This is a genomic window from Burkholderia sp. BCC1972 (genome assembly GCF_905339605.1).
Lineage (GTDB): Bacteria > Pseudomonadota > Gammaproteobacteria > Burkholderiales > Burkholderiaceae > Burkholderia.
Genome location: NZ_CAJPGH010000007.1, coordinates 43,977 through 58,251 on the forward strand (window position 1 = coordinate 43,977; position 14,275 = coordinate 58,251).

Annotated in this window: 15 protein-coding genes; 13 read left to right on the plus strand and 2 right to left on the minus strand. The window is 61.8% G+C overall.

Annotated features, from left to right (window positions below; translation table 11 throughout):
- The first annotated feature begins 92 nt into the window (after positions 1-92).
- The 3 genes from U5798_RS12810 (at position 93) to U5798_RS12820 (ending at position 3,686) form a co-directional block, all read left to right on the plus strand.
- Positions 93-2,393, plus strand: coding sequence for an NADP-dependent malic enzyme (locus tag U5798_RS12810; RefSeq protein WP_124451498.1), 2,301 nt, complete (start codon positions 93-95; stop codon positions 2,391-2,393).
- Positions 2,394-2,522: 129 nt separating this feature from the next.
- The gene (locus tag U5798_RS12815) at positions 2,523-3,092 is read left to right on the plus strand and encodes a GNAT family N-acetyltransferase (protein ID WP_124451496.1); all 570 of its coding nucleotides are present in this window, start codon (positions 2,523-2,525) and stop codon (positions 3,090-3,092) included.
- Positions 3,093-3,194: 102 nt separating this feature from the next.
- The gene (locus U5798_RS12820) at positions 3,195-3,686 is read left to right on the plus strand and encodes an SRPBCC family protein (protein ID WP_322082224.1); all 492 of its coding nucleotides are present in this window, start codon (positions 3,195-3,197) and stop codon (positions 3,684-3,686) included.
- 17 nt (positions 3,687-3,703) lie between these two features.
- Here the strand turns inward: U5798_RS12820 and U5798_RS12825 are convergent, their stop codons facing one another.
- The gene (locus U5798_RS12825) at positions 3,704-4,114 is read right to left on the minus strand and encodes a GNAT family N-acetyltransferase (protein ID WP_124451492.1); all 411 of its coding nucleotides are present in this window, start codon (positions 4,112-4,114) and stop codon (positions 3,704-3,706) included.
- A gap of 326 nt (positions 4,115-4,440) precedes the next feature.
- Between U5798_RS12825 and U5798_RS12830 the strand changes: the two genes are divergently transcribed.
- From U5798_RS12830 to U5798_RS12865, 8 genes are all read left to right on the plus strand, one after another.
- Entirely contained in the window at positions 4,441-5,703 is a 1,263-nt protein-coding gene (locus U5798_RS12830; protein WP_322082225.1) for a DUF6402 family protein, read from the plus strand.
- Between the two features lie 8 nt (positions 5,704-5,711).
- Positions 5,712-6,356 carry a hypothetical protein gene (locus tag U5798_RS12835; RefSeq protein WP_322082226.1) on the plus strand — a complete coding sequence of 215 codons (645 nt, stop codon included), beginning with the start codon at positions 5,712-5,714 and terminating at the stop codon, positions 6,354-6,356.
- 340 nt (positions 6,357-6,696) lie between these two features.
- Positions 6,697-7,056 carry a hypothetical protein gene (locus U5798_RS12840; RefSeq protein WP_322082227.1) on the plus strand — a complete coding sequence of 120 codons (360 nt, stop codon included), beginning with the start codon at positions 6,697-6,699 and terminating at the stop codon, positions 7,054-7,056.
- A 30-nt stretch (positions 7,057-7,086) separates the two neighbouring features.
- Positions 7,087-7,614, plus strand: a complete 528-nt coding sequence (locus U5798_RS12845; RefSeq protein ID WP_124451486.1) for a pyridoxamine 5'-phosphate oxidase family protein — start codon at positions 7,087-7,089, stop codon at positions 7,612-7,614.
- Positions 7,601-9,076 carry an NAD(P)/FAD-dependent oxidoreductase gene (locus tag U5798_RS12850; protein ID WP_322082228.1) on the plus strand — a complete coding sequence of 492 codons (1,476 nt, stop codon included), beginning with the start codon at positions 7,601-7,603 and terminating at the stop codon, positions 9,074-9,076. The genes U5798_RS12845 and U5798_RS12850 overlap by 14 nt, the downstream gene beginning before the upstream one ends.
- 226 nt (positions 9,077-9,302) lie before the next feature.
- Positions 9,303-10,502, plus strand: a complete 1,200-nt coding sequence (locus U5798_RS12855) for a PLP-dependent aminotransferase family protein (RefSeq protein ID WP_322082365.1) — start codon at positions 9,303-9,305, stop codon at positions 10,500-10,502.
- Between the two features lie 12 nt (positions 10,503-10,514).
- Positions 10,515-10,709: a hypothetical protein gene (locus tag U5798_RS12860; protein WP_322082368.1), complete on the plus strand. Its 195-nt coding sequence runs from the start codon at positions 10,515-10,517 to the stop codon at positions 10,707-10,709.
- Positions 10,710-10,809: 100 nt separating this feature from the next.
- Positions 10,810-11,403 (plus strand): pyridoxamine 5'-phosphate oxidase family protein, encoded by a 594-nt coding sequence (locus U5798_RS12865; RefSeq protein ID WP_322082229.1) that lies wholly within the window; start codon positions 10,810-10,812, stop codon positions 11,401-11,403.
- A gap of 130 nt (positions 11,404-11,533) precedes the next feature.
- Here U5798_RS12865 and U5798_RS12870 read toward each other — a convergent pair whose 3' ends face one another.
- A complete protein-coding gene (locus U5798_RS12870; protein WP_322082230.1) occupies positions 11,534-12,427 on the minus strand; it encodes a LysR family transcriptional regulator in 894 nt (297 codons plus the stop codon).
- Positions 12,428-12,636: 209 nt separating this feature from the next.
- Here U5798_RS12870 and U5798_RS12875 point away from each other — a divergent pair, with 209 nt between their 5' ends.
- Together U5798_RS12875 and U5798_RS12880 are read left to right on the plus strand one after the other, a co-directional pair.
- Complete coding sequence (locus U5798_RS12875; protein ID WP_322082231.1) at positions 12,637-12,909, plus strand: DUF4148 domain-containing protein; 273 nt, start codon at positions 12,637-12,639, stop codon at positions 12,907-12,909.
- Between the two features lie 134 nt (positions 12,910-13,043).
- Positions 13,044-14,210 carry an MFS transporter gene (locus tag U5798_RS12880; protein ID WP_322082232.1) on the plus strand — a complete coding sequence of 389 codons (1,167 nt, stop codon included), beginning with the start codon at positions 13,044-13,046 and terminating at the stop codon, positions 14,208-14,210.
- The last annotated feature ends 65 nt before the right edge of the window (positions 14,211-14,275 follow it).

The following is a 14,275-nucleotide window of genomic DNA, read 5'->3' on the forward strand; positions in this document are numbered from 1 at the left end:
TAAAACAGAATCATCACGTTATGGCGGATCCCTAGAATCACCCTCATGGATCGCGCCGGGACTGGCCTGGCGCCCACGCCGGGACCCAAAACATGAAACAGACAGAGACACAGCAGCAGGCCGCGTTCGACTATCACGAGTTTCCGACCCCCGGGAAAATCTCGGTCGTGGCGAGCAAGCCGCTGGTGACCCAGCGCGATCTCGCGCTGGCCTACACGCCCGGCGTGGCGAGCGTGTGCGAGTCGATCGCCGCCGATCCGCTGCAGGCGCACCGCTTCACGAGCCGCGGCAACCTGGTCGGCGTGATCACGAACGGCACCGCCGTGCTCGGCCTCGGCAACATCGGCCCGCTCGCGTCGAAGCCGGTGATGGAAGGCAAGGCCGTGCTGTTCAAGAAGTTCGCCGGCATCGACGTGTTCGACATCGAGATCAACGAGACCGATCCGGACAAGCTGGTCGACATCATCGCGGGCCTCGAGCCGACGTTCGGCGGCATCAACCTCGAGGACATCAAGGCGCCGGAATGCTTCACGGTCGAGCAGAAGCTGCGCGATCGCATGAAGATTCCCGTCTTCCACGACGATCAGCACGGCACGGCCATCACCGTTTCCGCCGCGTTCATCAACGGGCTGAAGGTCGTCGGGAAGTCCATCAAGGAAGTGAAGGTCGTGACGTCGGGCGCCGGTGCGGCCGCGCTGGCGTGCCTGGACCTGCTGGTCGACCTCGGGCTGCCGGTGGAAAACGTGTGGGTGACCGACATCGAGGGCGTCGTCTATCGCGGCCGTACCACGCTGATGGATCCGGCCAAGTCGCGTTTCGCGCAGGAAACCGATGCGCGCAAGCTCGCCGAAGTGATCGGCGGCGCGGATGTGTTCCTGGGGCTGTCGGTCGGCGGCATCCTCACGGCGGAGATGCTGAAGGCGATGGCGGCGCGTCCGCTGATTCTCGCGCTGGCCAACCCGACGCCGGAAATCTTCCCGGAACTGGCGCACGAGACGCGCGACGATGTCGTCATCGCGACGGGCCGCTCGGACTACCCGAACCAGGTCAACAACGTGCTGTGCTTCCCGTACATTTTCCGGGGCGCGCTGGATGTGGGCGCGACGACGATCACGCGCGAGATGGAAATCGCCGCGGTTCACGCGATCGCGGGGCTGGCCGAGGAAGAGCAGAATGAAGTCGTCGCGGCGGCCTACGGTGCGTACGACGTGTCGTTCGGCGCGCAATACCTGATTCCGAAGCCGTTCGACCCGCGCCTGATCGTGCGGATCGCGCCGGCCGTGGCCAAGGCGGCGATGGAAGGCGGCGTGGCGACGCGTCCGCTCGCGAACCTCGACGCGTATGTCGAGCAGCTGCAGCAGTTCGTCTATCACTCGGGCGCGTTTATGAAGCCGCTGTTCGCGACGGCACGCCAGCTGGTGCGTGACGGCGGCAAGGCGCGGATCGTGTTCACCGAAGGCGAAGACGAGCGTGTGCTGCGCGCGGTGCAGGTGATCGTCGACGAGAAGCTCGCGCGGCCGATTCTGGTCGGGCGTCCGGAGGTGCTGCTGGCGCGTATCGAGCGGTTCGGCCTGCGCCTGCGACTCGGTCAGGATGTCGAAGTGACCAATCCGGAGTATGACGAGCGCTTCCCGCAGTACTGGACGAAGTATTGGGAACTGCGCTGCCGCGACGGTATCTCGAAGGAAATGGCGCGCGTGGAGATGCGCCGCCGCCTGACGCTGATCGGCGCGATGATGGTGCAGCTCGGCGACGCGGACGGGATGATCTGCGGGACGGTGGGCGAGTATCACAATCACCTGCGGTTCGTGGACGAAGTGATCGGCAAGAAGCCCGGTGCGTCGACCTACGCGGCGATGAACATCCTGCTGCTCGATCAGCGGACGGTCGCGCTGGTGGATACGCACGTCAACGACAACCCCGATGCGGAGCAGATCGCGGAATTCACGATCGCGGCGGCGCGGCAGATGGAATGGCTGAACCTGACGCCGAAGGTCGCGCTGCTGTCGCGGTCGAATTTCGGGTCGGGGAGTGCGGCTTCGGGCGTGAAGATGCGCCGGGCACTGGAGATCGTGCGCGAGCAGGCGCCGGATATCGAGGCGGACGGCGAGATGCATGGCGACTGTGCGCTCGACGAAGGGCTGCGGGCGAAGCTGCTGCCGATGTCGCCGTTGAAGGGGGCGGCGAACTTGCTGGTCTGTCCGAACGTGGATGCGGGGAATATCGCGTACAACCTGCTGAAGACCGAGGCGGGGAGCAATGTGGCGGTGGGGCCTTTCCTGCTGGGCGTCAATGCGCCGGTGAATATTCTTACTTCCAGCGCCACCGTGCGGCGGATCGTGAATATGGCTGCGCTGACGGTGATCGAGGCTAATCGGGGTGTGGCGGGCTGATTGATTGGTTGTTATGGGGCGGCTAAGGCCGCCCCCTTGTTTATCGGCATTCGGCCATTTTGAAACGCTCGACGCTGCCGATTGAACGGTCGACAATCATCTTTCCCAGACACGCTTCGATCAATCGGCATGAGCGCAATCAAACTGTTGAGGCCTACGACCGCTTTGTTGCCGAGCTACGTTTCAGCGCTTGAGGCCGGATGGTCACCTGACAATGTCCGTAAGGAGATCGCTGCGCGCGAACAATTGGATGCGATTGACGTAGATGCCGAGCGATTCGTGGACGGACTGGACGATCCAACTGCATCTGGCGGTCCGATTCCTTTACCCGATGGCTCGACTATCGCGCGACTCCCGAGCATTGTCCGCTGGATATGGGACGGTGATTTCAGCGGCGCAATCGGATTGCGTTGGCAGGTCGGAACCGCCGAATTGCCATCTTACGTACTCGGACATATCGGCTTCTCGGTTGTGCCGTGGAAGAGGGGCAATGGCTACGCCACGCAGGCGCTCAACTTGATGTTGGGCGAAGCAAAGGTACAAGGTCTGCCCTATGTCGAACTGACCGTCGATCCGGAGAATATCGCCTCGCAGAAGGTAGTCGTTGCGTGCAAAGGTGTATTGATCGAGCGCTTCAGAAAACCGGCAGCCTACGGATTCGCTGAGACGCTTCGCTATCGCATTCAGTTGAACGACTGAGCAAGTTGGCGGACCCTGTTCGGCCGCGGATTCAACCGGTCGAGCGGCGCAGGGCGGCGGCTGGCGACCTCCGGCCAGAGACTGCCCTCGGTGGCCATGCCCATGCCGAACACGAAATATCTCCGAGGCCATATGAGCGCGACATCCGATCATCTGTGTGATGAGCCCGTTGAACGTGCGATCTTCGTCGCCGCGCCCATCGAGGTCTTGGCGAACAGCCTTGCCGAGCCGTCGCGGATGGCAGAGTGGATGGGCGACGACGCCATGCCTGTGTCTGTCGAGCACGAGGGACGCGCAGGTGGCTCGATCGTCGTACGCGGCCGGCAGCACGTGCCGTTCGAGAACCGTGGCCGCATTTTGCGCTGGGACCCGCCGCGGCGTTTTAGCTGGACGCATCTGAGCACACTGTCAAACCTGCCGGACGAGCCGGCCAGCTACACGACGCTGGATTTCGCGCTGGAGCCCGTTTGCGGCGGCACGACGCTCTCGTTCACGATGCACGGTTTCCCGACGCTCACCATCCGCAAGCATCTGGTGCTCTATTGGGGCGTGACGCTGGACGTCATCCGGCGCCATGCAGAGGCCTACGTTTGATCTGACACGAACCCGCGTCATTCAATGCGAAGAAACATACCCGCTTTCTCGGGAAGTACCGACGGCTGGAAGCCATAGCGTTCATAGAACTTCGGCGTCCCGTGATCCGCCATCAGACTGACATAGGCAGTCGGCGGCGCATTCTCGTGAATGTAGTTCATGAGTGCCCGCATGATCAGATCGCCTACGCCCTTCTTCTGGTGAGTCGGCAATACTGCGATATCCACGACCTCGAAGAAACAACCACCGTCACCGATCACCCTGCCGATTCCGACCGGAACGCTACCCCAGTACGCCACGACGCTGAAAAGGCCATTCTTCAATCCGATCGTTGCAGCTTGCTCGGACTTTCGGCTCAACCCCGCAGCAAGACGAATCTCGATATATGTCGATACTGAGGGTACTTCTCGATGGATGTTGTATTCCATGTGAACCCTTCAAGGTGGATGTGCAGGGGATGTGCGGTGCTCGATGAGCATCGCCAGGTCAGACCAACGTGATTGAAGAGCGGCATGCGTGTCCGCATCCAGTCAACGATCGTTGGAGGGAAGGATATCTTGTGCTCCTTGCCATCGCTAGTGTTGCAGCACCAAGGCGGAATAGGCCAATACGGCAACATGCCTTTTGAGAATTGTCCCAATTTTCACGACTTTCGCGTACTTGGACCGATTTAACAGTTGTTTTCATTACTATTGTGAACTTGCTTGGGTATCGATTATTTTTGCGCCGATTCATTCAGAGGTGCTATCTACCCATGCCAGTTTTCAAGAAAGTCCCGTATTACCAGATGGAACCGCGACTTTTATATTCCGGCAAGCATTGGAAATGCTACTCCGGCGCCGTCGGGTGCGTTCCCATCGACACGCAGCAAAAGATCTCGTTCGCCAGGCTTGCGCCAAATGAGCAGCCACTGCCGCCTCCGCCCAAGGTAGCCGATCCAGTTGCAGCGAAGAAGCCGCCAGCCCGTGCTCCAGCACCGGCCAAACCGCCGGATAAGCTAAAGCCGAGCGACAAGCCTCAAGACGCCGAGCAAGTCGACAAGCTGCCCGAGTTCGATCTGCAGGACATCCCCAACGCGATGGACAAGAAGGGCTGGCCAATTTCGGCCAAGTTGGCGCGAAAGTGGTTGGCGAGCCCCAAGCATGTCTACAACAACAAGCTCAACTCACCGCAGCCGATCGACGACACGACAGTCACTCTGGAATGGGCGTTGAGATTTCGCGGTGCATCCTGGCGATTCAAGCAACTCGTGCGGCAAGCGATTTACACGCCGCTCGCTGCGCTAGAAGCCACGAAAACCTTGGTACCCGTGATCGAGACGAGTTTCGCGGCCGGGCAGTTGAACGCGGCAGGTATCGCCGTCGACACTTCACCCTTTCTCAAGGATCTACTCCAGTTTCACATCGCGTGGGGATTCCAATTCCAACCGGTATCCTCCTTCGATACGCTCGATGGTATCGCGGTGACCGATCTGACCGGCGCTCTGGCGAACTTCAGCTTCTACGCCGCCATCGGGAAGGCGACCGTTACTGGCGAGCGCTATTACAAGTACGAAGGCGAGAGCAAGATATTCTGTCTCGATCCGGTGGCGCAGATTACCCACGTCTATGTCTACATCAAGGACAGCTACTCGTTCAACGATGACTCGCCTTCCAAGAGCCAGTACCTCGGTCATTGGAACAAGAACGGAATGGTTTTGTCCTACGTCGCGGTCGCCAACGACCTTTTCGAGAGCAGCAACTTGAACGTTGGAAACTCGAACATTGAGCGGTCGCGTTATCTCCCTGAGGGAGAAGAGGTCGATAAGCCGATCGACAAACGAACCAGTCGCTTTCGGAAATTTCGAGCGAAGGATGTCTACTGGCCGGTGCATAACAAGACGTACCGGGACTGGAGGTCGGTGCATAATCGTGGCGGCGACTTCATGGTCTACAGCAAGCCTAAACTCATCAAGCTGGACAAGCCGGTCATTCTGAAAATTGACACCGTATGCAGAACCATTCCGGCCGAGCAATGAAAGCGGCCATGACCATCCTCAAAGTAGTCTTGTCCGTGATCGCCATATACCTTGTGGTCGATATTGGGTGGACGTTCGTGCCGGTTGATGTGCATAACGCGATCACGATTTTCGCGCTCCTGCATACGAAGCTGGCGATCTTCGCCATCCCGTCGATCATCTTCGGGTTCTACCTGTACCGGCTCGTCAGAAATTTCAACCGTTTCAGCCGAGCGAAGCGCGCAGGCGTCGCGATCGTCACGCTCGTTTTTTTGGTGTTCGTCTACTTGGTCGGCTTTCGCGGAATCATGATTGACGGTACCGATTGTCAGCGCTTTGATTACAACGCCGAGCTGAACGGCGGTATCAAACAGGTCGACGGCAGGACCTACATCGTGAACATCTGCGGAAGCGGTAGCCAGCATGGTGGCTTTTTCGCGGATCAAAACGAGCAGATCAAAATCGTCGTAGCCGATGCTCACGGATCGACATTGGCCACTAGGTTGTCGTTCGTTTTCTGGGGCGGGCGACCGGGCGACGAGCCGATCGAAGTCCGCAATGGCAAGTTGACCTACTTCGACGCGTCGGATCAGTATGACGGCATGCGGTCGATCTCGCTGCCGCCCACCACGCTCGATTGGATCGCGGCGAGAATTCCGATTTGGCTTCGCTGAGAACGGTCCCGCTGCAGGGTGGTCGTCGCGTTGATGCGGTGCTGCCCACGTCCTGGTTTCGCGTATGGCGCATTGCCCTGCGCGCTGCAACTCATCCCCCCTCCGCCATCTTCTATAACTGCCACGGCCGCAAGATCCGCGAGGCCGAACCGCGTCCCGCGAAACGGCGTGCATGGAAATGCAAGAGAACATCACCGACACGTGTTGCCAAATTAATGCACGACGTATACAGTTGCTCGAAGTGCATTAAATGATTGCCTGCAGAGCCGGCCGACATCCATGACGGGCCGCCGCCGCTCGGAACCTTCGACGTTCAACACCCGCCATAGGAGTGACGCTGATGCATCACACGCTATCGCTCTCGCTCAGCGCGGTGTACGACCTCGGCTTCGCGTTGTTCCATTTGACCTTCTGGCGCCGGTTCAGGTGGCCGCAGTCCCTCGAGAAAAGCGGGAGACTCAATCAGGGCATTACGCAGACGCTGAACGTGATGTTGAGCTACGTGTTCGTCGTCTACGCGGTGTCGCTCGTCTCGGCCGCAGTACAAATCCAGAGGCCGCTTGCACTGGCAGGAAGCGGGTTTTGGTTGCTGCGAGCAGTTGTACAACCCGTGCTCTTCGCCAGAACGCGCCTGAGCTGGATCATGGTGGCGGTGTTCGCACTTGGCGCGGGCCTGCACGCCGCGCTTTACTGGTTTTAGAGCCTTTCCCGAAGCGCTATCCAACCCACCATGAACGCCGACCAGCTCTTTCAACAAGCCCATGAAATCGTCAGTAACTGCGCGCTCTGTTTCGTGTCGTCGAACGACGCATCCGGTCAGATCAACTCGCGAGTCGTCGAGATCCTCGAAATCGGGCAGGACCTCACGATTCGTTTCATGACCGATTCGAGAACGCGCAAGGCACTTGAGATTTGCCGGGGAAGTGCGATCAGCCTGTCCTTCCTCAGCATGGCTGATCGTGGATACGTGACGATCGGAACCGTTCCGGTGGTTTCCGCCGACACGGCGTTGAAACAACGTATCTGGAAAGAGTCGCTGTTCACGTGGTTTCCCGACGGGCCGGACGATCCTTACGTGATCGCCGTCACCTGCAAGCCAGTCTGGGTGGAAATGTGGTCGCGCATGCGGGGAATTGCGCCCGATCCGCTGGGCCTCAATTCGGTTCGGCTGATCCAGAAGGACGGCAACTGGCACGTCAATCATACGTTTCCAGCCATTCGCGAATCATCGCGCGAGGGATCGTATGGCGCGCAATGACAAGCAGCCCGTCGTCGTCATCGGCGCCGGCCTGGCCGGCCTGTCTGCTGCGCTGCTGCTGGCGCGCAATGACAGACCGGTCGTCGTCGTGGAAGCATCGGACGAAGCCGGCGGCTGCTGTTCCACCACGACGAACGACGGCTTCACGTTCAACAACGGCGCGGTGTATGTCGCGGTGCCGTCGCTGATTCGCGCGTCTTTCCGGCGCCTCGGTCTCGACTTCGATCGCGAGGTTCCGATGGTGGCCGTCGCCCACCCTCACGTTACGCATCTGGAGAATGGAACGGCCGTTCATCTGTCCAGCGTCGACATGTCCTATGTGGAAGGCGACCGGGCGGATTCGCGGACACGGCGACTGCGCGACGGCCTTGGCAGGCTTCATCAGCAATGGGGGCCTGTCTATCGCACGCTGGTTGATGAAGTGCTGCCGCAGGAGCCTTCGCTTCTGCGGACGTTGAGCAAACTGTGGCGCTATCTGCCACGCATGAGCGGGCATGCGAGCCGTCTGATCGAAGCGCACTTTGCCGATGCAGACCTGCAAGCGGCGGTGGCATCGACGTTGCTCTACACCGGGCAAGCCCCCGATCGTCTTCCGGCAACGCAGATCATTGGCCTGATTGCCATGCTGGAGGAGGGATTCCATTTGCCGCGTACAGGGATGGGCGCCATCAGTTCCGCGATGACGCGCGAGCTGTCGAGGCGATCGGTGCCGATCCGGTTCGGTGCCCATGTCCGCGAAATCGTCGTGGAGAACGGGGCCGCACGCGGCATCGTGCTTGCAGACGGCGAGCGTATCGCGACGGATTGCGTCGTCGCGACGTGTTCGGGTTTCGAAGTGGTGCGCCGCTTGTTGCCCGACCACGCGGTGCCACGGCGGCTGGCGCACAAGGCGCGCACGGCACCGCTGTCGCATCGCGCGATTTCGATTCAGGTTGGCGGCTCGGGCGCCACGTTGCCACGCGCCTTCATCACCAATCGCGTTCCGTCGATGCGGCAGCAGGGGGCCTTGCATGCATCGACGCCTGGCGTGCCTCAATGGCTTGCCTATACCTGTCCGTCGCTGGTGTTGCCGGAGCTTGCGCCGAACGGCAAGGCCGTACTGGAGTTGTATGCGCCGGCGACGGGCATCCTCTCCGCATCGGAATGGACGAGCGCGATGACAGAGGCTGCGGTCAGCGACCATCTCGGCGCAATACGGGCACATCTTCCCGGCCTTTGCATCGAAAGTGTCCGCGTATCGGATCCGCAGGATTTCGCGAACGGGCGGCATTTGTACGAAGGGGCGCTTTACGGGATTGCGCCGGGCACGACACCTGACAAGTTCTTTCCGCATCGCGCAGGGTTGCGCGGCCTCTATCTCGGCGGACAAACGACGTTCCCGGGGTATGGCGTACCGACGGCGATGCTCTCCGGCATCCAGGCTGCGGAAGCGGCGGTGCAGGACATGCGCGGGAATGCGTGACCTCGGGTAGCGCACCCGAAGTCCGCATCCAATCGGCATACCATGCCGCCCCCCAACCCCCATTTAATGACCAAACCGCAAGACCTAGTGCATAGATATCGTTTGCCGAGCCCTTAATGACTATCGACAATCGTGGCTCGAATTCACCGCCGTGGCGCCAGAAGCGCCGCAGCGGCCGGCACTCGACGGCTATCCCGGTCGTCCGCGCCCTCCAGCTCACGACGACATGTACGCGTTCACGCCCTCATTCCAAAACCCTGCCGGCTCGCCGATCCGCGAGTTGTTCAAGTACCTGTCCGAACCAGGCATGATTTCCTTCGCGGGCGGCTATCCGGCCAGCGACCTGTTCGACGTCGACGGCCTGAACGCGGCCGCCGAGCGCGCGTATGCACAGCCCGTCCGCTGCCTGCAATACGGCCCGACCGACGGCCTCGCCGAACTGAAGCAGCAATTGATCGCGCTGATGGCGCGTCGCGGCGTCGCGTGCACGCCGGCCGAACTGCTCGTCACGACCGGCTCGCAGCAGGGCCTCGACCTGCTGCTGCGCGTGATGGTGTCGCCCGGCGACGTCGTGTTGACCGAACAGCCGGCTTATCCGGCCACGCTGCAGGCGATGCGCCTGCAGCAGGCGCGCATCGTGACTATCCCCGTCGATGGCGCAGGCCTCGACGTCGATCGCCTCGCGGCGCAGCTCGCGTCCGGCGCGATCGCGCAGCCGAAACTGCTCTACACGGTCCCCACCTTCGCGAACCCGACGGGCGCGACGCTCACGCGCGAGCGCCGGCTGAAACTGCTGCGTCTCGCGGTGCAATACCGCTTCCTGATCATTGAAGACGACCCATACGGCGACCTGCGTTTCGCGGGCGAAGCCGTGCCGTCGATGCTCGCGCTGGCCGGCGAAGTGGACGGCGCGCGCGACTGGATCGTGCATTTCGCGAGCCTGTCGAAGATCGTCGCGCCGGGGCTGCGCGTGGGCTGGACGATCGCACCGGCCGAGATCGCGCGGCGCTGCGTGATCGCGAAGCAGACGGTCGATCTGTGCAGCGCGCCGTGGACGCAGGCCACCGCGGCCGAATACTTGGCCGACGGCGCGCTCGAACGCCATCTGCCGCGCATCACGGCCGCGTACCAGCGCAAGTGCGACGCGATGTGCGACGCGCTGCGCGACGGGTTCGGCGATGCGATCGAATTCCATCGTCCGGAAGGCGGGATGTTCGTGTGGGCGCGGATCGGCGCGGTGTCGTCGGACGTGCTGCTGCAACAGGCGATCGCCAACAAGATCGTGTTCGTCCCCGGCAAGGCGTTCTTCGCGGACAACGTCGACGCAGCGTCGCTGCGCCTGTCGTTCGCCGCGCCGGACGTCGATGCGATCCGGGAAGGCGTCGCGCGCCTCGTGCGTGCGTATGGTGCGGCGCTCGCCGCGTGAGGAGACATCAACGTGAATTTCACCACCGTCAACGAAACGGTATCGATGGGTGCAGCGTCAGGCGCGGGCGACCAGCGGCCGGCGAAGCATCGCTCGTCGCAGATCAGCGCGGGGCCGCAGTATGTGGCCGACGTGCTCGGCCGCTTCGGCACGGAGCCGGCGAGCGATGCCGGCGACGCCGCGCCGGTCGTGCTCGGCTACAACTGAGCCGGGTAGCGCACACGCGGCGGCCGCATTGCATGCGAGTCGCCGTCGCGGCAAACGGTTAAGCTTGCGTGATCGAAACACTGACGATCGCTGCCGCCTCATGTCCGACTCGACTTCCGAATCGCTCACGCAAACGTACGACCGCGTCTGGTCCAGCCTCGAATCCGGCGTGAGCGAAAAGCGCTCGCCGTTCACGATGCTGCAGGCGGCCACGCTCGGCCTCGATGGCGCGCCGAAGGTTCGGACGATCGTATTGCGTCAGGTGAGTCGAGCCGATCGCGTGCTGTCGTTTCATACGGATGCGCGCTCGGAGAAAGTCGCGGAGCTGCGTCGCGATCCGCGCATCTCGATCGTCGCGAACGATCTCGATGCGCTCGTGCAGATTCGCGCGGAAGGCGTTGCGTCGATCTGCGAAGACGAAGCGCAACGGCGTGCGATCTGGGCGTCCAGCCGTCCGCATACGCTGCTGCTGTACCGCGCGCCGTTGCCGCCGGGCACGTCGATCAACTCACCGGAAGAAGCCCAAATCGACAGCACCGCGCCGTCCGGCGACGGCTACGGCTACGAAAATTTCTGCCTGATCCACATGACGGTCACGCGCATCGACTGGCTCGAACTCGCGCGTGCGGGCCATCGTCGAGCGGTATTCGACCTGAGCGAAAGCGGCTACGAAGGCCGCTGGATTGCGCCCTGAACAGGGTGCTCGGGGTTGTCCGTGGCCGTCGTCCTTCATGCGTCGCGCTCGGTGAGATTGGCCGATTCTGCGGCGATTTTGCACCGTGGTGCGTTCTGCCGACAGGGTGACGAGTCAGCGGTAACGAGGGCTATGACCGATGCTTCAAGGCATCCATGACAATGGAAAATGCACGCGAGGTCTGGCGGCGGCTCGGATAGTAGGCGTGGTAACCGGGAAACGTCGGGCACCAATCGTCGAGCATCGTGCGCAACATGCCGCTGCGAACATAGGGCAGCACCGCATCCTCCGGCAGGAACGCCAATCCGAATCCGTCGAGTGCGGCTTGCAACATCTGAGGCTGGGTATTGAAAGTCAGTTGACCGTCTATGCGCGCCTGGATTTCCCGCTTCCCCTTCTTGAGTTCCCACGCATAGACGCCTTTTGCCGAAGCAAGACGAAGCGTGATGCAATTGTGATCGACGAGATCAGGCGGTGTCTTCGGCATTGCCCGAAGATCGAGATATGAGGGCGCGCCGACAATTGCCATCGGAACATCCGGACTGATGCGCACGGCGATCATGTCTTTCGCGACCTGATCGCCGAATCGAATGCCGATGTCGTAGCGCTCTTCAACGATATCGGTCAGACCGTAGTCAACCGTCATCTCCACGCGGATATCCGGGTATTCGGCCAGAACCCCGCGCAACTTGGGCCACACGATCGTGTCGATCGGGTGATCCGTTGCCGTGATGCGAATGACGCCTGCAGGCTTGTCCCTGAAGTCGGACAACGACGCCAGTTTCGCTTCGATTTCCTCGATACGTGGCGCGAGGGTTCTCAGCAGTTCTTCGCCGGCATCCGTGGTCGACACACTGCGCGTGGTTCGGGCCAGCAGACGTACGCCCAGCCGAGCCTCCAGATCGCGAACGGTATGACTCAGCGCCGACTGGGATACGCCGAGTTTCGCGGCCGCGCGCGTGAAGCTCCGCTCACGCGCGACCGCGAGAAACCCAAGCAGGTCATTGAAATTTTCTCGAGCCATTCGATCCGTTGCCTCCAACGCAGGTGGCGACTCAGCACATGGGCCGTGTCCGGCATTCATGAATAGATTTGATAGGTTCTAACAAGTATAGCTACTTAATCGACTGATCGTGCGAACGTACACTGCGAAGCAATTCCGGGCGGTGCCGCAGGTCCGTCGCATCGGACTGCTCGCGCTCCGCACACTCTTCAAATTTTCAGGATTCGATGTTGAACATCATTCTTCGCGTTTTCGCGCTGGTGCTGGCGGTTTCCGGATCGGTGCCCGTGCTCGCTCAACCGGTTTCCCAGGGCATCACTCGCGCGCAGGTGCGTGACGAAATGCTTCGATACGAAGCAGCGGGTTTCAACCCGGCGCGCATGAATCCGCGCACCTGGGTCGACGACGCTCAGGCTGCCTCCGCCAAGGTCGCGCTCGTGCAGTCCGGTGCACCCACCGTGCGCGTGGCAGAGCGTGACGCCTCCGGCAAGTGCGGCCGATGACCGATGTCGCAGCGCCGACGGCCGGAATTCCACCCTGCGCGGCTTGTCGCTTTGACTCATCGGAGCCATCCTCCGCCGTGCTGGACACAGCCCAATCCCCTGTCGCCCCCGTCCACTCCGGAACAGAGGATCGAATGGCTGCGTGGGGCGCCGTTCTCGCCATGTCGCTCGGTGCATTCGCGCTGGTCGCGTCGGAGTTCATGCCGGTCAGTCTGCTGACGCCGATTGCTCGCGACCTGCGTATCAGCGAGGGGCAGGCGGGGCAGGCGATCTCCATCTCCGGCGCATTCGCGCTGATGACGAGTCTGTGCGTTTCGTCGCTGGCCGGCCGGCTCGACCGCAAGATCCTGCTTCTGCTGCTGACGCTGCTGATGATTGTGTCGGGAACGGTCGTCGCGCTCGCGCCAAACTACGTCGTCTTCATGGTTGGCCGGGCGCTTATCGGCGTCGCTATCGGCGGCTTCTGGTCGCTATCGGCGGCGACCGCCGTGCGTCTCGTGCCGAGCCGCAGCGTGCCGAGAGCGCTGGCGGTCATCAACGGCGGGAATGCGCTCGCAACCGTCGTTGCCGCGCCGCTCGGCAGCTTTCTCGGTACGCTGGTCGGCTGGAGGTGGGCATTCTTTTGTGTCGTCCCGATTGCGGCAATTGCCCTTGGATGGAAACTCGTCGCCCTGCCATCGATGAAGCCGGTGCGGCACGACGACACGGCAAACGCATTCGGACTGGTGAAACGCGCACCCGTTGCGCTGGGCATGGCGGCAGTCAGCGTGTTCTTCATGGGGCAGTTCGCACTGTTCACGTATCTCCGGCCATTTCTCGAAAACGTGACGCGCGTCGAGATCTCCACGTTGTCACTGATCTTGCTCGTCATCGGCGTGGCCGGGCTTCTGGGAACGATGCTGATCGGCATGCTCCTGAGACGCAACTTGAATGCAACGCTCGTTGCAATACCCGTGGTGATGGCGCTCGTCGCATTCGCACTCGTTGCGTTCGGTCGCTCGGCTGGCGCGGTGGTGTTTCTGCTCGCGATCTGGGGCTTGATCGGCACGGCAGCACCTGTCGGCTGGTGGACATGGCTGTCGAGTACGCTGCCGGAGGATGTGGAGGCCGGCGGCGGCCTGATGGTCGCGGTCGTCCAGCTCGCGATCATGCTGGGCGCGACGGTCGGCGGTTTCGTGTTCGACCGGAACGGCTATCGCGCGACCTTCGTCATGAGCGCTGTCTTGCTGATCGTTGCGAGCCTGCTCGCCGTCGCAGTCTCGCGTCGCTCCGAACACTCGATGCAGTCGGGCGATCTGTGAGGACGCGCATGGCATGCAAGGCGACCGAACCGTCGAGCGCCGGTGCTCCGCTGGATCGACAAGGG